Annotated in this window: 11 protein-coding genes; 6 read left to right on the forward strand and 5 right to left on the reverse strand. The window is 66.1% G+C overall.

The annotated features are described in order from the left end of the window. Positions 1 to 5 precede the first annotated feature (5 nt). A complete protein-coding gene (locus J2T07_RS16860; RefSeq protein WP_306851461.1) occupies positions 6 to 1,175 on the reverse strand; it encodes an acyl-CoA dehydrogenase family protein in 1,170 nt (389 codons plus the stop codon). A 157-nt stretch (positions 1,176 to 1,332) separates the two neighbouring features. On the opposite strand from J2T07_RS16860, the gene J2T07_RS16865 reads away from it, so the two are divergent. Next, entirely contained in the window at positions 1,333 to 2,208 is an 876-nt protein-coding gene (locus J2T07_RS16865; RefSeq protein WP_306851463.1) for a DMT family transporter, read from the forward strand. 8 nt (positions 2,209 to 2,216) lie between these two features. On the opposite strand, the gene J2T07_RS16870 is transcribed toward J2T07_RS16865, so the two are convergent. From J2T07_RS16870 to J2T07_RS16880, 3 genes are all read right to left on the reverse strand, one after another. Then, entirely contained in the window at positions 2,217 to 3,152 is a 936-nt protein-coding gene (locus J2T07_RS16870; protein ID WP_306851465.1) for a 5'-nucleotidase, read from the reverse strand. A 55-nt stretch (positions 3,153 to 3,207) separates the two neighbouring features. Then, a complete protein-coding gene (locus J2T07_RS16875) occupies positions 3,208 to 3,966 on the reverse strand; it encodes an NAD kinase (protein ID WP_306851467.1) in 759 nt (252 codons plus the stop codon). Between the two features lie 191 nt (positions 3,967 to 4,157). Continuing rightward, positions 4,158 to 9,077 (reverse strand): NAD-glutamate dehydrogenase, encoded by a 4,920-nt coding sequence (locus tag J2T07_RS16880; protein WP_306851469.1) that lies wholly within the window; start codon positions 9,075 to 9,077, stop codon positions 4,158 to 4,160. Between the two features lie 266 nt (positions 9,078 to 9,343). On the opposite strand from J2T07_RS16880, the gene J2T07_RS16885 reads away from it, so the two are divergent. The 4 genes from J2T07_RS16885 (at position 9,344) to J2T07_RS16900 (ending at position 15,835) form a co-directional block, all read left to right on the forward strand. Beyond that, positions 9,344 to 10,000: a TetR/AcrR family transcriptional regulator gene (locus tag J2T07_RS16885; RefSeq protein ID WP_306851471.1), complete on the forward strand. Its 657-nt coding sequence runs from the start codon at positions 9,344 to 9,346 to the stop codon at positions 9,998 to 10,000. Beyond that, positions 9,997 to 11,223 (forward strand): efflux RND transporter periplasmic adaptor subunit, encoded by a 1,227-nt coding sequence (locus J2T07_RS16890; protein WP_306851473.1) that lies wholly within the window; start codon positions 9,997 to 9,999, stop codon positions 11,221 to 11,223. The genes J2T07_RS16885 and J2T07_RS16890 overlap by 4 nt, the downstream gene beginning before the upstream one ends. Positions 11,224 to 11,235: 12 nt before the next feature. Further along, a complete protein-coding gene (locus J2T07_RS16895; RefSeq protein ID WP_306851475.1) occupies positions 11,236 to 14,538 on the forward strand; it encodes an efflux RND transporter permease subunit in 3,303 nt (1,100 codons plus the stop codon). 913 nt (positions 14,539 to 15,451) lie between these two features. Then, positions 15,452 to 15,835: a VOC family protein gene (locus tag J2T07_RS16900; RefSeq protein ID WP_306851476.1), complete on the forward strand. Its 384-nt coding sequence runs from the start codon at positions 15,452 to 15,454 to the stop codon at positions 15,833 to 15,835. A 33-nt stretch (positions 15,836 to 15,868) separates the two neighbouring features. On the opposite strand, the gene J2T07_RS16905 is transcribed toward J2T07_RS16900, so the two are convergent. Further along, positions 15,869 to 17,029 carry an acyl-CoA dehydrogenase family protein gene (locus tag J2T07_RS16905; protein WP_306851478.1) on the reverse strand — a complete coding sequence of 387 codons (1,161 nt, stop codon included), beginning with the start codon at positions 17,027 to 17,029 and terminating at the stop codon, positions 15,869 to 15,871. A 168-nt stretch (positions 17,030 to 17,197) separates the two neighbouring features. Between J2T07_RS16905 and J2T07_RS16910 the strand changes: the two genes are divergently transcribed. Beyond that, a complete protein-coding gene (locus tag J2T07_RS16910; protein ID WP_306851480.1) occupies positions 17,198 to 18,124 on the forward strand; it encodes an ArsR/SmtB family transcription factor in 927 nt (308 codons plus the stop codon). Positions 18,125 to 18,129: the final 5 nt, after the last annotated feature.

The following is an 18,129-nucleotide window of genomic DNA, read 5'->3' on the forward strand; positions in this document are numbered from 1 at the left end:
CGGCGTCAGAACGCGTTGATGCCCGTGAGTTCGCGGCCGACCACCAGCTGGTGGACGGTCTCGGTGCCCTCGTAGGTGATGACCGATTCCAGGTTCAGCGCATGGCGGATCGCCGAATGTTCCGTGGTGATGCCCGCGCCACCGAGGATGTCGCGGCAGTCGCGTGCGATGTCCAGCGCCATGCGCACGTTGTTCCACTTCGCCAGCGACACCTGGGTGGGCTGCAGACGGCCGGCGTCCTTCAAGCGACCCAACTGAAGGGAAAGCAACTGCGCGGTCGTGATGCGGCGTGCCATGTCGGCCACCCGGATCTGCACGGCCTGGTTCGCCGCCAGTGGGCGATTGAACAACACGCGCTGCGCGGTGTAGTCGAGCACTTCCTTCAGGCAGGCCTGCGCGGCGCCGATCGGGCCCCAGGTGATGCCGTAACGGGCCTGGTTGAGGCAACCCAGCGGTCCCTTCAGGCCCTTCACGTTGGGCAGCCGTGCACTGTCCGGCACGCGCACGTCGTCGAAGAACAGCCCGGAGGTGACCGAGGCGCGCAGGCTCATCTTCTTGTGCACTTCCTGCGCGGCGAAGCCCTTGGTGTTCGTCGGCACGACGAAGCCCTGGATGCCCTCGTCGGTCTGCGCCCAGACGATCGCGATGTGGGCGAGGTTGCCATTGGTGATCCACATCTTGGCGCCGTTGATCACCCAGTCGCCGCCATCCCTGCGCGCGACCGTCTTCATGTTGGCGGGATCGGAACCCCCGTGCGGCTCGGTCAGGCCGAAGCAGCCGATGATCTCGCCCGCGGCCATCCGCGGCAGGTATTCACGCTTCTGCTCCTCGGAACCGTAGGCGAAGATGGGATACATGCACAGCGAGCTTTGCACCGAGGCGAAGCTGCGCAGGCCCGAATCGCCCCGCTCAAGCTCCTGGCAGATCAGGCCGTAGCTCACCCCGTTCATGCCGGCGCAGCCGTATTCCTCTGGCAGCGTGGCGCCGAGAAGGCCCAGCGAGGCGATCTCCGGAACCAGCTCGGCGGGAAACCGGCCCTGGTCGAAGCAGTCACCGATGATGGGAAGGACCTTTTCGTCGACGAAGCGTCCGACGGTGTCCTGGACCATGCGCTCTTCGTCGGTGAGCAGCGAGCGGACATCGTAGAGGTCGAGCGGATCGAGACGGTGGGCCATACTGGGGACTCTTGCGTGGGCAGCCGGAAAGCCCACGATTGTAGCCATGGCCGATGGCGGGGTCATGGCGGGCCGCAGCAATCGTGGGACCGGTTGCCGGAATCTCGACGCCGGAGGCGCCATAATGAGGGTCCTGCCCGCTCCCTGACGGACCGCCATGTTCAAAGGTGTGCTGCTCGGTTTCGCCTGTTACGCCGCCTATGCGTGGAGCGACGCCTTCGTCAAGTCACTGGAGGGCAGCCTTCCCGCGTACGAGGCGGTGTTCTTCGGCGCGGTGCTGGCCATGGCCGCGTTCCCTTTCCTGAAGAAGCCAGGCGATCGCTGGAGCGACATCGTCATATCGAAGATGCCCGGCCTGTGGCTGCTCCGCGCCATGGCGGGCGCGATCGGCAACGTGACCGCGGTCATGGCTTTCACCGCCCTGCCGATGGCCGAGGCCTTCTCGCTGATCTTCCTGCTGCCCATCTTCGTGACCATCCTCTCGGTGGTCTTCCTGCGCGAACACGTCGGCTGGCGGCGATGGTCGGCGGTGATCGTGGGCTTCCTCGGCGTGCTGGTGGTATTGCGGCCGGGCTTTCGTCACCTGGGCACGGGACACGTCGCGGCGATCATCTGCGGGATAACCGGCGCGCTGTCGATCATCGCGTTGCGCCTGGCCGGCGCGACCGAGAAGCGCATCTCGCTTTATGGCGCGGGCGTGATAGGGCCCATGATCGCCGGCTTCATCATGATGCTGCCGCACTTCGTCTGGCCGGACGCTCACCAGTGGTTCCTTGTCCTGGGATACGGCTTGCTGGCGGCGGCGGGAGCGGTCCTGCTGATGCTCGCCACGCAGAATGCGCCGGCCAACCGCGTGGCGCCCACGCAATACAGCCAGATGCTATGGGCCATCCTCTTCGGCTACCTGCTGTTCCACGATCACCTGGACTGGCCGATGCTGATCGGCATCGTGATGATCCTGGGCGCCGGCCTGTTCACCTTCGTGCGCGAGGAAAAGAAGACCAACTGGTGGCGCTGGACGAATATCGTCTGAGCCAGCCGCTAGGTGTTGCTGACGCCATGCGGCACATGCCCGGTCGCCACGTGGCGACGGGCCGATTCCACGTTGGCCGGGGAATCGTCGAAGAAGATGTCCGCGCCGAAGGCGTCGAGGAAGGGCCCCTTGTCACGGCCGCCGAGGAAAAGCGCCTCGTCGATACGCACGCCCCAGCGGCGCAGCGTGAGGATCACCCGTTTATGCGCGGGCGCGGAGCGCGCGGTGACGAGAGCCGTGCGGATCGGCGAGGTTTCCGCCGGGAAAGCCGCCTGGAGCCGATGCAGCGCGGCGAGAAATCCACGGAAAGGACCACCGGAAAGCGGCTCGTCCCAGCGCTCGGACTCGTTGAGGTGGAAGGCCTCGAGCCCCTGTTCTTTTGAAACGCGCTCGCCTTCGTCACCGAAGATCACCGCATCTCCATCGAAGGCGATACGCAATTGCTCGCTCGAGCGCTGTGGCGCCGTCGACGGCAGGATCGTGGCCGCCGCCACACCGGCTCGCAGCGCGCGGCCTACGTCCTCGGCGTTCGCGGAGAGGAACAGGTCCGCGCGAAACGGCGCGATGTAGTCCGAGGTCGGTGCGCCGCTGGTGAACGCCGCTCGCGATATACCCAGCTTGTAGTGCTGGATCGCATTGAAGATGCGCAGCCCGGTGTCACCGGAATTGCGCGAGAGCAGGATCACCTCGACCGGCGGCACGTCACCCGACAACGCGTTGAGACCCAGGAGCTTCTGCACCAGGGGGAAGGCGACGCCGGGCTCGAGCAGGTCGTCCTCGTGCTCGATCTGGAAGGCACGGTAGGCATCCAGGCCCTCGCGCTCGAACAGGTCGTGGCTGTCTTCCATGTCGAACAGCGCCCGTGAGGAAATGGCGACGACAAGGCGGTTGTCGCGCACCGAGGATGCGGCGTGGGCGTTCTGCGTGTCGTCGTGAGTCGTCATGAGCATGAGTGTCCGGCGTTCCGGCTTCCATCCTAGTGCACCCGGTACGCCAAGCCTACGGCGCGAACTGCTCGTCGAGGATGCGTTGCTGCAGGTTGTGTTCAGGGTCGAACAACAGGCGAACGGCGTTCCGCCGCGACTGCTTGATCTCCACGCTGCGCACGTCGCGCACCTCGTGGAAATCCGCCGTGGCGCTGATCGGGCGCTTGTTCGGGTCGCGCGTGGCGAAGCCTACCCGGGTGGCATGGGGCAGGATCGCCCCCCGCCAGCGGCGCGGCCGGAACGGGCTGATCGGGGTGAGCGCGAGTACGTTGGCGTCCAGGGGCAGGATGGGACCGTGCGCGGACAGGTTGTAGGCGGTGGAACCGGCGGGCGTGCACACGAGGATGCCGTCGCAGACCAGCTCCGCGAGCTTCACCTCTCCGTTGAGGCTGACCTGCAGATGCGCGGCCTGGTTGGTCTGCCGCAGCAGGGCCACTTCATTGAAAGCCAAGGCGCGGTGCTCCACGCCATCGCAGCAGATGCTGTGCATCTCCAGGGGATGCAGCACGGCCGGGTGGGCCTTTTCGATCCGCTCGGGCAGGTTGTCGACTTCGTGCTGGTTCATCAGGAACCCCAGCCGGCCCAGCTTCATGCCGTAGAACGGCACGCCGAGCGTGCGGTGTGCATGCAGGGTACGCAGCATGAAGCCGTCGCCGCCCAGCGACACGATGATATCGGCGTCCCCGGGCTCCACGCCCTTGTAACGATCGATAAGCGCCGCGCGGGCGCGTTGGGCGACTTCGGTTTCGCTGGCGACGAAGGCTAGGCGCATAAGGGAAGGTTTGGAGATCCAGCCGGGAGCTTAGTCCTTAACGCGGCTGGTCGGATAGGCCGGTGAGACGGGGGGATGTTTTCGCCAACGGGTATCGCCGACAGGGTCGGCTCCCACCAGGCACTCGGGGTCGGCTCCCACCAGGGCACGGGGCCTTGGTGGGAGCCGACCCTGTCGGCGATGGCCCGGCCTCAGACCGGAATCTGCGCCAGTTGCGCCAGGCGGCGGACAGCGACCGAGGCGATCGGATAATCCGCGTTCTGGGTGAGTATCTCCGCCAGCATGGCGCGGGTGTACTTCAGCGTGGCGTCGTCGCGCTCCAGCCATGCCTTGACCGGGCTTACATCCGTGCGATCACCGGCGACGCCCAGGACCTGAAGGGCCAGTGCGCGGTGCTGGGCGTTGAGTTCGTCCAACAGCGACCCGCGCGCCTGCGCATGCCATGCACCTTCCACCGGCAACGCCTCGATCTGCCCACGCAACCATTCCAGGTCGAGGGCCTCGGCCAGCTCGTAGAACACCCTGGCCACGCTCGCGATGTCCTTGCCGCTCTGCTTCGACACCTCGACCATGTCCAGGGCGGCACGCAACACCGGTACCCGGGCAAGACGGATCGACAGTTCGTTCGGCACACCGAGGCCTTCCCACTTCTCCTGGCTGGCGGCGAAATCGCCCCGACCGGTATCGGTGAGCGCATCCGGCAGCGCCTTGCGCAAGGTGGTGACCTCGCTCGCATAGCGGTCGACGTTCGCCGCGATATCCAGCGAACCACCCGGCCGGTTGAGCAGCCAGCGGGTGAGGTGGCGCAGCAACGACCATATCTGCAGGATGGCATCGATCTGTGTGTCTTCCGCGACCGTGCCATCCAGCGATTCGATCTCCGCCCACAGGTCGCGTGCGTCGAGGATTTCCCGCGCCGCCGTATAGGCCTTGGCGATGGAGGCCGGACCGTGTCCCGTGTCCTCCTGCATGCGCATCATGAACGTGGCGCCCATGCGGTTGATCGTCGAGTTGGTGACCGCCGTGGCGATGATCTCGCGTTTCAGCCGATGACGCTGCATGTGCTCGGCGTACTTCTCGTGCAACGGCACGGGAAAGTAACGAACCAGCTCACGCGAGAGGTATGGGTCTTCCGGCACGTCCGAATCCAGCAACTGCTGGAACAGGCGGATCTTGTCGTAAGAGAGCAACACCGACAGTTCCGGCCGGGTGAGGCCCTGGCCGCGCTGCTTGCGCTCGGCCAGTTCGGCGGCCGTGGGCAGCGATTCGACCTGGCGGTCGAGCATGCCTTCGGCTTCCAGGGTGCTGATGAAATGGGCCATCGAGCCGAGGCGGCGCACCGACTGGTGTTCCATCACCGTGATCGCCTGGTTCTGCCGGTAGTTATCCCACAGGACCAGGCGGGCGACCTCGTCGGTCATCTCGGCCAGCTGTTTGTTGCGGCCCTCGAAGCTCAGCTCGCCACGCTGCACGGCATCGTTCAGCAGGATCTTGATGTTCACCTCGTGATCGGAGGTGTCCACGCCGGCCGAATTGTCGATGAAGTCGGTGTTCAGCAGCACGCCGGCTTGCGCCGCCTCGATGCGGCCCTTCTGGGTCATGCCCAGGTTGCCGCCCTCGCCCACGATCTTGCAGCGCAGTTCGTTACCGTTGACGCGCAGCGCGTTGTTGGCGCGATCGCCGACATCGGCATGCGTTTCGCTGGTGGCTTTCACGTAGGTGCCGATACCGCCGTTCCAGAGCAGGTCGACCGGCGCCTTGAGGATCGCCGAAAGCAGGTCGGTCGGCGCCATATGCGTGGCGTCGGACCGGATACCGAGCGCGGCGCGCACTTCGGGCGATACCGGGATCGCCTTGGCGCTGCGCGGGTAGACGCCACCGCCGGCCGAGATCAGCGACTTGTCGTAGTCGTCCCACGAGGATCGCGGCAACGCGAACATGCGCTCGCGCTCGGCGAACGACTTCGCCGCCTCCGGGTTTGGATCGAGGAAGATGTGGCGGTGATCGAACGCAGCGAGCAGGCGGATCTTCTCCGACAGGAGCATGCCGTTGCCGAAGACGTCGCCGGACATGTCGCCCACGCCGACCACGCTGAATTCCTCGGTCTGGCAATCTCGGCCCAGCGCGCGGAAATGGCGCTTCACGGACTCCCAGGCACCCTTGGCGGTGATACCCATGCCCTTGTGGTCGTAACCGTTCGATCCGCCCGAGGCGAAGGCGTCGTCGAGCCAGAAGCCATGCTCGCTGGAGATCGCGTTGGCGATGTCCGAGAACGTCGCGGTGCCCTTGTCGGCGGCGACCACCAGGTACGGATCGTCGTCGTCATGACGCACGACGTCGTGCGGCGGCACCACCTTGCCCTCGATGAGGTTGTCGGTGATGTCGAGCAGGCCGTTGATGAACATGCGGTAGCAGGCGATGCCTTCGGCCAGCTGCGCATCGCGATCGGCGCCCACTGGAGGCCGCTTCACGAAGAAGCCACCCTTCGAGCCCACCGGCACGATGACGGTGTTCTTCACCATCTGCGCCTTGACCAGGCCGAGCACTTCCGTGCGGAAATCCTCACGGCGATCGGACCAGCGCAGGCCACCGCGGGCGACGGAACCGAAGCGCAGGTGGATACCCTCCACGCGCGGCGCATAGACGAAGATCTCGCGGAACGGCACCGGCTTGGCCAGGTCGGGCACCTTGTGCGAATCGAACTTGAAACTGATGTACGGGCGGAACGCGCCGTCCCAGGCCTGGAAGAAATTCGTGCGCAGCGTCGCGTGGACCAGCGAGATGAAGCTACGCAGGATACGGTCTTCGTCAAGGCTGGATACGTTGTCGAGCAGCGCGTTGATCGCCTCTTCCACCGCCGTCATCTGCTCGGCGCGCGGGAGGCTGAGCGAAGCCACCAGGTTACCGATGAGTCCCGGCTGCGCGGCGAGCGTTTCCGCATCCATCAGCGCATGCATCTCATGCGAGAGCAGGCTCTCGGCCCGCTCTCGCTCGGCGCCGCCGAGGCTTTCCCGGCGAGGGTCGAAGCGTACGTTGAACAACTCGACGATGAGACCGGCAATGGCCGGATAACGGTTGAGCGCGTCTTCCATGTACGCCTGGGAGAACGCCACGCCCGTCTGCAGCAGGTACTTGCAATAGCTGCGCAGCACCGCCACCTGGCGCCAGCCGAGCTTGGCGCCAAGGACGAGCCGGTTGAACCCGTCGTTTTCGGCGTTGCCGCGCCAGATCTGCTCGAAGGCGTCTTCGAAGATCGCGCCGACCTGTTCCACCTCGAAGGCGAGGCGGCCGACCGGCTGCACCTCGAAATCCTGGATGTAGAGCGAACCGTCCGCCTGCCTCACTTCATACATGTGCTCGGTGAGCACGCGCAGGCCCAGGTTCTCCAGCTGCGGCAGCACTTCGGAAAGGGCGATGTCGGAGCCGGAACGGTAGACCTTGAAGCGCAGTTCCTCCGGCCGGTGCGGCGGGTGGTAGAACGACATGCTGATGGCATCGGGACCATCGAGGCCCGCCAGGGCCCGCACGTCGGCGGCGGCGACCTGCGGCGATACCTCGTCGACATAGCCGGCGGGCAGGCTCTTGCCGTAGCGATTGGCCAGGATGATCCCTTGCTGTTCGCCGGCGGTCTCGATCAACCGGTCGCGCAATTCGTCGTACCAGTTGCGGGCGATGGAGACGATCTGCGCCTCGATGCCTGCCGCGTCGTAGACCGGGTGGTCACCGATGCGCGGACGCACCACGACATGCAGGCGTACCAGGGCGGCCTCGCCCATCAGTACCGCGGAATCGACGTGCTCGCCATGGAACGCGTCGCGCAACACGTTCTCCACGCGCTCGCGCACGGAGGTGTTGAAACGGTCGCGAGGGATATAGACCAGGCAGGAGAAGAACCGGCCGTAGCTGTCGCGGCGGATGAACAGGCGCGTGCGCGTGCGCTGGGCCAGTTCGAGCAAGCCCATCGAGAGGGCGTAGAGCTCGTCGGTGCTGCACTGGAACAACTCTTCCCGCGGCAGCGTGTCGAGGATGTGGCGCAAGGCCTTGCCCGAGTGTGAATCGCGCTTGAGCCCCGAGCGGTTCATCACCGCCTCGCACTTCTCGCGAACCAGCGGCACGTGCTGCGGATGGGCCATGTACGCGTTGGACGAGAACAGGCCCAGGAAACGCTGCTCGGCGACCGGGCGGCCCTTGTCGTCGAACTTGAGGACGCCGATGTAATCCATGTAACCGGCGCGGTGCATGGGCGACCGCGCGTTGGTCTTGGTCAGGATGATCGCGTCCGTGGACCCCGAGCGCGGCAGTTCGCTGGCGACCAGCGTACGCAGCGAACGCGGTGCGAGTGACCGCTCCGCGGCACGCAGGATGCCCAGGCCCGATCCTTCGACGGTCTTGAGCACCTCGTCGCCCGTATCGGCCGCCACTTCGTACTCGCGATAGCCCATGAAAGTGAAATGCTCGTCCGCCACCCAGCGCAAGAACTCGCTCGCCTCGCTGATTTCCGCGGCGGTGTAAGGCAACGACCGCTGGCCGAGTTCGTCGGCGATCTGGACCATCTTCCCGCGCATCGCGCGCCAGTCGTCCACCGCTTCGCGGACGTCGGACAAAGCGGTCTCGACGTTCGCCCTGAGGGTATCCAGCTCGGTATCGTCGATACGGTCGATCTCGAACCGCATGATCGACTCGGTCTTCTCCCCCGTTCCCATCGACTGGAGCACCCCGGTCGCCGAACGCACCACGGGCACCACCGGGTGGATGATCGCGTGGATGTCGGCGTGCGCGGCCGCCACCATCGAGACGGTGTCGACCAGGAAGGGCATGTCGTCGGTGACCACCTCGACCACGGCGCGGCTGCCGGAGACACCGGGGTTGTACACCCTGACCTTGGCCTTGCCGGCCGTCCGCTCGCGGGCGAAGGCCAGCAGATCGGCGATCAGCGCGGCCCAACGGGCCGGGGTATGCAGGCCATGGTCGGCGGGGGCGATCCGGTCGAAGAAGGCCTCGATAAAAAAGCGCGCCTCATCGAGGCGCTCCGCGGGGTGGTCGAGCTTTTTCAGTTCATCGAAGACAACGGCATGGAACGGGCCGTTTTCAGCAGCGCGAATCGCATTCATGGGCGGATTGTCGATGTGGGGAGTCGGAAAATCCGTGAAAGCATAGCTCCCACCGATGTCATGTAGCCACACTGGATGACATCGGCTGTTGCCGTTTTTTCACCGCGTTGCGGCATCCTCGTCGCCCCATTTCGAGGAAGCGGGCTTGCCATGCACTCCTGCCGCCCCGTGCATTGCAACAATTCGGGCGCGAATGTGCGGGATGCCCGTTGACGCTGGGGAAAGGTAATTCTAAACTGGACGGTATAGTCCAGCAGGTATAGCTAATGTCGCACCTGGAGACCCGCCCGGCGTCGGACCATCAGCAACGGGTGCTCCAGGCGGCGTGTTCGTTGTTCCTGCGCGATGGTTACCGCGTCAGCATGGGGGCCGTGGCACGCGAGGCGGGTGTGTCCAAGCAAACCGTGTATGCGCACTTCGACAATAAGGACAACCTGTTTCACGCCGCCGTCGAACAACTCGTCTTGCCCCTGCACGCGAGCCTTGCCCCTGAAAGCCGCGGCCTGGCCTCCATGCTCCACGCCTTGGCCGAGGCGCACCAGACCTACGTGATGGACCATGCGCACGTGGCCCTGGGCCGCATGCTGATCGCGGAGGCGCCGCGCTTTCCGGCGGCGGCAAGGACATTCTTCCGTACCGCGATCGACACGGTCGCGGTACGGCTCGCGCGCTGCATGGCCGAGGCGATGGACCACGGCCACATGCGCCGCGAGGACCCGGACGTGGCCGCGGAGTTGTTCCTGTCCATGTTGCACGGGCTGGAGGGGGATCGCCGCCTCTTCGGGATCCGCGCAAGAGGCCGAAAGGCACAGGACGACTGGGCCAGGCACGCGGTAACCGTATTTATGCACGCGTACGACATCCTCCCGGATGAACCGGCGCGAACGAACAAGAAACCTGGAAAAGGAACGGAGTTCTCATGAATCCCCTGCCCCTGCGCTCGTCCCTGCTGGCTCTCGGCCTCGCCGCGGCGCTTGCCGCCTGCCACAAGCAGGAAGCTCCCCAGCAGCCGCCTCCGCCGGAAGTCGGCGTCATCACGGCCCAGCCCCAGGACGCTCCGCTGGTCCAGGACCAGGTCGGCCGAGTTTCGGCATTCCGCACGGCCGATGTTCGCGCCCGCGTGCCCGGCATCCTCCTGCACCGCCTCTATGAAGAAGGCACGGACGTCAAGGCCGGGCAGAAGCTGTTCCAGATCGACCCGCAACCGCTCAAGGCCGAGTTGGACTCGCAGCTGGCCGTGCTTGCCTCCGCCCGTGCCACGGCGGTCAACAGCAAGGCCCAGGCCGACCGCGCCCGCGGCCTGATCGGCAAGAACTACGTGTCCCGCCAGGACCTCGACACCGCCGAAGCCAACGAGCGCACGGCGCTCGCCTCGGTGAAGCAGGCCGAAGCCAACGTGCAGTCGGCGCGGATCAACCTCGGCTTCACCGACGTGGTCTCGCCGATCGACGGCCGCGCCGGCCAGCAGCAGGTGACCGAAGGCGCCCTCGTCGGCCAGAGCGACACCACCCTGCTTACCCAGGTGGACGAGATCGACAAGGTCTACGTGAACTTCAGCGTGTCGGTGGCCGACCTCGACGCCATGCGCCGCGCCGCCGCCAACGGCGCCGCCACGCTCTCGCCCACGGACAAGACCAGCGTGCGCATCCAGTTGCCCGATGGCTCCGACTTCGGTGAGCAAGGCGTGCTCGACTTCTCCTCGGCCACGGTGAATCCGCAGACCGGCACGGTCAACCTGCGCGCGCAGCTCGCCAACCCCGGCCTGCGTCTGCTACCGGGACAGTTCGTGACGGTGAAGGCCACCCTCGGCGACCTGCACAACGTGTTCCTGGTGCCGCAGGCCGCCGTGCTGCGCGACGCCAACGACGCCTACGTCATGGTCGTCGGCGAAGGCCACGTAAAGGATCCGCAGACCGGGAAGGAGACGACGGTGCCCTCGGCCGCCGTGCGCCGCTCGATCAAGACCGAACGCCTCAGTGGCTCCAACTGGGTGGTCACCGGCGGCCTCAAGCCAGGCGACCAGATCATCGTCCAGGGCCTGCCGAAAGCGCGGGACAACGCTCCGGTGAAGGCATCGCCCGCGCAGGCAACCCCGGCTCCGGCCGAGGGCGGTCCCGGCGCGGCCGCCCCCGCCGGCAAGCAGTAAGGGAGTTCTCTCATGCCGAGTTTCTTCATCGACCGCCCCATCTTCGCGTGGGTCGTGGCGATCCTGATCAGCCTTTGCGGCACGATCTCCCTGCTGAACATGGGCATCGAGTCGTATCCGAACATCGCTCCGCCGCAAGTCGTCGTCACGGCGACCTACCCGGGTGCGAGCGCGGACACGACCGAAAAGACCGTGACCCAGGTGATCGAACAGCAGCTGACGGGTATCGACCACCTGCTCTACTTCAGCTCCGCATCGAGCTCCAGCGGCACGGCCACCGTGACGCTGACCTTCGAGACCGGTACGGACCCCGATATCGCCCAGGTGCAGGTGCAAAACAAGGTGTCGCTCGCGACGCCACGCCTGCCCTCGGAAGTGACCCAGCAGGGCGTCGTGGTGGCCAAGTCCAACCCCGACTTCCTGATGTTCATCGCGCTGACCTCGACCAATCCGGCCATCGATGGCAACCGCCTGACCGACATCGTCTCCTCGCAGGTGCTCGACCAGATTGCCCGTATCCCAGGCGTGGGCAGCACGCGCCAGCTGGGTGCCGAGTACGGCATGCGCGTCTGGCTGAACCCGGACAAGCTGCGTGGCTATGGTCTTTCGGCCAGCGACCTGCGTAACGCGCTCAGCACGCAGAACGTGCAGTTCGCCGCAGGCTCGATCGGTACCGACCCGGCCGTGAACGGCCAGGGCTTCAGTGCCACGGTCTCGGCGGAGGGACGCTTCACCACGCCCGAACAGTTCGCCGACATCATCCTGCGCGCCAACAACGACGGTACCGTCGTGCGCCTGAAGGACGTGGCCCGCGTGGAACTGGGTCCGCAAACCTACGGGTTCAACGCACAGTGGAACGGGACGCCCACCGGTTCGTTCGGTGTGCAGCTGCTGCCCGGTGCCAACGCGCTGGACGTGGCCAATGCCGTGCGCGCCAAGATGGACGAGCTGTCCCGCAGCTTCCCCGAAGGCGTGACCTGGTTCGCTCCGTACGATACGACCAAGTTCGTGACGATCTCGATCGAGGAAGTGGTGCACACCCTCATCGAGGCGGTGATCCTGGTCTTCCTGGTGATGCTGCTGTTCCTGCAGAACTTCCGCGCCACGATCATCCCGACCCTGGTCATCCCGGTGGCCCTGCTCGGCACCTTCCTGGGCCTGTCGCCACTCGGTTTCACGGTGAACCAGCTGACCCTGTTCGGCATGGTGCTGGCGATCGGTATCGTGGTCGACGATGCGATCGTCGTGATCGAGAACGTCGAGCGCATCATGTCCGAGGAAGGACTCTCGCCGAAGGAAGCGACACGCAAGGCGATGGGCCAGATCACCGGCGCCGTCATCGCGATCACCGTGGTGCTGGCGGCCGTGTTCGTGCCCTCGGCGCTGCAGCCGGGCGCGTCGGGCATCATCTACAAGCAGTTCGCGCTGACCATCGCGGTGTCGATGGGCTTCTCGGCCTTCCTCGCCCTGTCGTTCACGCCGGCCCTTTGCGCCACGATCCTCCGGCACGAACACGGTGAGAAGAAGAACGTCGTCTATCGCAAGTTCAACCAGTTGTTCGACTGGGTGCAGCACACCTACTCCGGCCATATCGGCGGCGCGGTGCGTCACGCGCCTCGCTGGATGCTGGTGTTCGTGCTGATCGCCGTGCTGTGCGGTTTTCTGTTCACCCGCCTTCCGACCAGCTTCGTGCCGGACGAGGACCAGGGCTATGCACTGGCCATCGTGCAGCTGCCGCCGGGGTCCAGCCTGGCGCGCACCGAAAAGGTCATGGGCGATATGCGCGGCATCCTGCTCAAGGACGCGGCGGTCGACGGTATCTTCCAGATCTCGGGCTTCAGCTTCGTGGGCCAGGGCGAGAACGTCGGCATGGTCTTCATCCGCCTGAAGGACTGGGACAAACGTGACCTCACGGCCACCGAGTTCATCCAGCAGACCAATGGCAAGATGCAGGCCGTGCGCGATGCCACGATCTTCGTCGTCAACCTGCCGACGATCCGCGGCCTCTCGCAGTTCGGCGGTATCGACATGTACCTGCAGGCACGCGCAGGCCAGTCCCGCGACGAACTGACCCAGGCCCGCAACATGCTGCTCGGCGCAGCCGCGCAGAACACCGCCCTGGTAGGTGTGCGTCCGAATACGCTGGAGGATGCGCCGCTGCTGCAGTTGCAGGTGGACCGCACACAGGCGCAGACGATGGGCCTCTCGGTCAGCGACATCTATACCGCGATCCAGCTCACGCTGGCCCCGGTGTATGTCAACGACTTCTCCTACGGTGGACGCGTCAAGCGCGTGATGCTGCAGGCGGATGCGCCCTACCGCATGGGCACCGATGCCTTCCAGCACATCTTCACGCCGAGCACCCTGGCTGCTTCCTCGACCAGCACGAGTACCTCGTCGACCGTCGCCAGTGCCTCGACGGCGCTGGACAACGCCATGATCCCCCTGTCCAGCGTGGTCAGTTCGAAGTGGACGCTGGCCGCACCGACGCTCAACCGCTACAACGGCTATTCCGCGGTGGAAATCGTCGGCAACCAGGCGCCGGGGTATTCGACCGGCCAGGCGATGGCGATCGTCGAAGGCATCGTCAACGACAAGCTGCCCAAGGGCTTCGGCTACGATTGGACGGGCCAGTCGTACCAGGAAATCCTTTCGGGCAATTCGTCCACGATGCTGCTGGCGCTATCGGTCGTGATCGTGTTCCTCTGCCTCGCCGCGCTGTACGAGAGCTGGTCGATCCCGGTCTCCGTGCTGCTGGTGGTGCCGCTGGGCATCCTCGGCACCGTGGTCTTCTCGATGCTGCGTGGCCTGCCTAACGACATCTACTTCAAGATCGGCATGATCACCGTCATCGGCCTGGCGGCGAAGAACGCGATCCTGATCGTGGAATTCGCGGTGGAGCAGCAACAGGAGGGCAAGACGCTGCGCGAAGGCGTGATCGAAGCCGCACGACTGCGACTGCGCCCCATCCTGATGACCTCGCTGGCATTCATCCTCGGCGTGTTCCCGCTCGCGATCTCCACCGGCGCGGGTGCCAACTCCCGCCACGCGATCGGCACGGGCGTCATCGGCGGCATGCTGTTCGCCACCTTCCTCGGCCTGCTGCTGATCCCGGTGTTCTACGTCAGCGTCCGCCGCATGCTGGGCGACAAGCTGGACGAGGTGTCCGGCAAGATGCCCCACCACGGCGGCGACCCGGACGGACACGGTCCCCACGGCGGAAGCCCCTCGCCGAACGTCGGGCCACACGCCCCGAACGTAGGCGATGTCACCGCCTTCGACTCGGACCCGCGACGCGGAACCGACCGACCGTAACAAGGGAAGCCCGGCGAAAGCCGGGCTTTTTCTTTGTACTCCCGGTGGGAGCCGACCTGTCGGCGATCCTGCGGCAGCGGGCCGGTTTCATGCACGGCTCGGCTTCGCCCTCGCGTTCGTCGTGTGCGTGGCGGGGGAGCTGCCGGGCGCCACCCTCGGCGCGACGGTAGTCGCCGTCCCTTGGGCAAGGATGCCGCTGCGCGGCCGTGTCCGATGGCTGGCGCCCCGGCGGGCTCGGACGGTCGGGCGGGGGTTTCCGATTCGCCCTCCTGGCTCAGCGGAAACGATCGGCCGTCCTGGCCGATCCCCTACGGGCCTTGTCCGCCCGCCCGTCCTCGGCTCCTAATGTCGCGCCGAGGGTGGCGCCCGGCAACTCTCTGGACACTGGGGTGGGTTGGCGGGAAAGAGCACCGCTCGCCGTGCCGTTCGCCGTTTGCCGGAATCCGGGTGGGGGCTCACACGGAACGACATCCAGCAAGTAAGCGGCGTTGCTTTTGTCACACGCCCCCTCAGTGCTCGGAAGAGCCGTCGGCCGCCACCCTCGGCGCGACTTGTGGAACCGAGGAGCGACGGGCGAAAAGGCCCGTCAGGGGGCCGGCCTGGACGGCCGGCCGTTTTCGCTGAGCCAGGAGGGCGAATCGAAAACCCCGCCCGGCGCGACGGGCGCGACGGGGCGCAGCCATCAGACATGGCCGCGCAGCGGCATCCCCTCCCGAGCGACGGTGCAACCGGAGCGACGAGGGTGGCGGCCGACGGCTCTGCCCCGCCACCCCCAACCGCGAGGGCGAAGCCGAGCCATCCCCGGACGAATCCCCAGCGCTGCGCAAACACCGCCCTTATGGAGGGTTTCAGGAAATAGCGGGAATGCGGATAAGCTGCGTGGGCGGCAACACCCGCCCATCAGGAGTTCCAGATGATCGATCACACCGGCGTCACCGTCAGCGACTTCGAGCGCAGCAAGGCGTTCTATCAGAAGGCGCTGGGCGCGATCGGCTACGAACTGCTGGCGATCTTCCCCGCATCGGTCACCGGCCGCACCGACGTCGCCGGCTTCGGCGAGGACGGCAAGCCCGACTTCTGGATCTACAAAGGCGAACCGAACCAGCCGCCCGTGCACGTCGCCTTTCGCGTCGCGTCGACGCAACTGGTCCGTGCGTTCCACGAAGCCGCGCTCGCCGCGGGCGGGCGCGACAACGGTCCGCCGGGGCCACGCTCGCACTACCACGCGGGGTATTACGGCGGCTTCGTGCTCGACCCGGACGGTCATAACATCGAGGCGGTCTTTCATTCCGCCTGAGCCGTCCATCCCTGGACGACGAAAGACCAGGGATTAACGCAACCCGGTCTCGGCGCGCGCGATCACCAGGCGCTGGATCTCGCTGGTGCCTTCGTAGATCTCGGTGATCTTCGCGTCGCGGAAGTAGCGCTCCAGCGGCATTTCCTTCGAGTAGCCCATCCCACCGTGAATCTGCACGGCCTGGTGGGTGATCCACATAGCGGCCTCGGAGGCGACCAGCTTGGCCATCGACGCCTCGGTGCCGAAGCGGCCGCCGTTCTTGTCGGTCTGCGCCTTGGTCCATGCCGCGCGCAGTGTCAGCAGCAGGGCCGCGTCGAGCTTGCACTTCATGTCGGCGATCTTGGCCTGGGTCATCTGGAACGTGCCGATCGGGTGGCCGAAGGCCTTGCGGTCACGCGACCACTGCAAGGTGGCCTCATAAGCGGCGCGCGCGATGCCCACGGCTTGCGAGGCGATGCCGATGCGGCCGGCGTCGAGCACACCCATGGCGATGGCGAAGCCCTTGCCCTCTTCGCCCAGCATGTCTTCCTTCGGGCACACGTAGTCGTGGAATTCGATCTCGCAGGTGGCCGAGGCGCGGATGCCGAGCTTCGGCTCGGTCTTGCCGGCGAGGAATCCCTCGCGCGCGGTATCGATGATGAAGGCGGAGACGCCTCGCGCACCGATCCCGGGCGTGGTCACGGCGAACAACACGATGTAGCGCGCGACGGGGCCGGAGGTGATCCAGCTCTTCTTGCCGTTGATGACCCAATCGCCGTTGGCGTTCTTCACCGCGCGGGTGTGCATGTTCGAGGCGTCCGAACCGGACTGCGGCTCGGTGAGGGCGTAGGCGCCAATGGCTTCACCCGAAGCGATGGCGCGCACGTACTTCTGCTTCTGCTCTTCGGTACCGTTCTTCAGGATGCCGTTGCAGAACAGGGAATTGTTCACCGACATGATCGTGGACGTGGCGGCGTCGGCCGCGGCGATCTCCACCATGGCGAGCACGTAGGAGATGGGGTCCATGCCCGCGCCGCCGTAGGCTTCCGGCACCTCGATGCCCATCAGTCCCAGCTGGCCCATCTCCCGGATATTCTCGAGCGGAAACTCGCCCTTGGCGTCGAGTTCGGCGGCCACGGGGGCGATCCGCTTCTGTGCGAAATCGCGGGCGATGGACTGGATCGACAACTGGTCGTCGGTAAAGCGGAAATCCATGGTGTTCCTCGCGCCGGCCTGACGGGCGGCAAAGTCTTGGGGTGGAGACAAGCCCACCATTGTAACGGCCGTTCGAGTCGGTGCCTCCGTGCACTGCAACATGGCCTTGACGCCCGGGCACGCTGGCCGCATCCTAGGTATCTCTGTATCGCGATATAAGGATGTTGGATGGACCTGTCGACGGCCTCCACGGTGCTTCGGCTCCTGGCTGATCCTACCCGCGTCCGCCTGCTCGCCCTGCTGGATCGCGAGGAGTTGACTGTCGCCGAACTGGCGGCCGTGCTGCACCTCGCCCAGCCACGCGTGTCGACGCACCTGGCCAAGCTGAAAGAGGCGGAGCTGGTACGCGATCGCCGGGCCGGCGTGTCCGCCTATTATCGCGCCAACGCCGAGGCGGACCCCACTCTCGCCGCCCTGGTGGCTTCCCTGCGCGACACCTTGAGCGACGCCCTGCTGCGCGAAGACGCGGAGCGCCTGCCTGCGGTACTGGCTCAGCGCGCCCGTGCGGAAGGCTGGGCGGACACGGTCGCCGGTGACATGGAGCGGCATTACTCGCCCGGCCGCACGTGGGAGACACTGGCTCGATCGCTGCTGCAGTTGCTCGCCACGGGCGACGTGCTCGACATCGCCTCGGGCGATGGCGTCACCGCCGAGCTGCTGGCTCCGCATGCGCATTCCATCGTGTGCATCGACAGCTCCGAGCGCGTCGTCGACGCGGCACGCCAGCGCCTGTCGAGCTTCACCAATGTCGACGTGCGCACAGGCGACATGCACGCGCTGGACCTGGGCGGCAGGCAGTTCGATCTTGTCCTGCTGCTACACGCCCTCACCTACTCGGAGCAGCCGCAGAAGGTCTTCGACGAGGTGGCCCGGGTGCTGAAGCCGGGCGGACGCCTGCTCGTTTCGACGCTCGGCGAACACGACCACCGCGCCGTCGTCGAACCCTTCGACCACCGCAACCTCGGCTTCACCTGCGACGGCCTCACGGCCATGGCGCGGAAGGCCGGGCTGGACGTGGTCAGCTGCGAGCGCCTGAGCCGCGAACGCCGCGCCCCGCATTTCGAAGTCATCAGTCTTCTCGCGCGCAAGCCCTGAGCGGA

It is taken from the genome of Luteibacter jiangsuensis, assembly GCF_030812295.1.
GTDB lineage: Bacteria > Pseudomonadota > Gammaproteobacteria > Xanthomonadales > Rhodanobacteraceae > Luteibacter > Luteibacter jiangsuensis_A.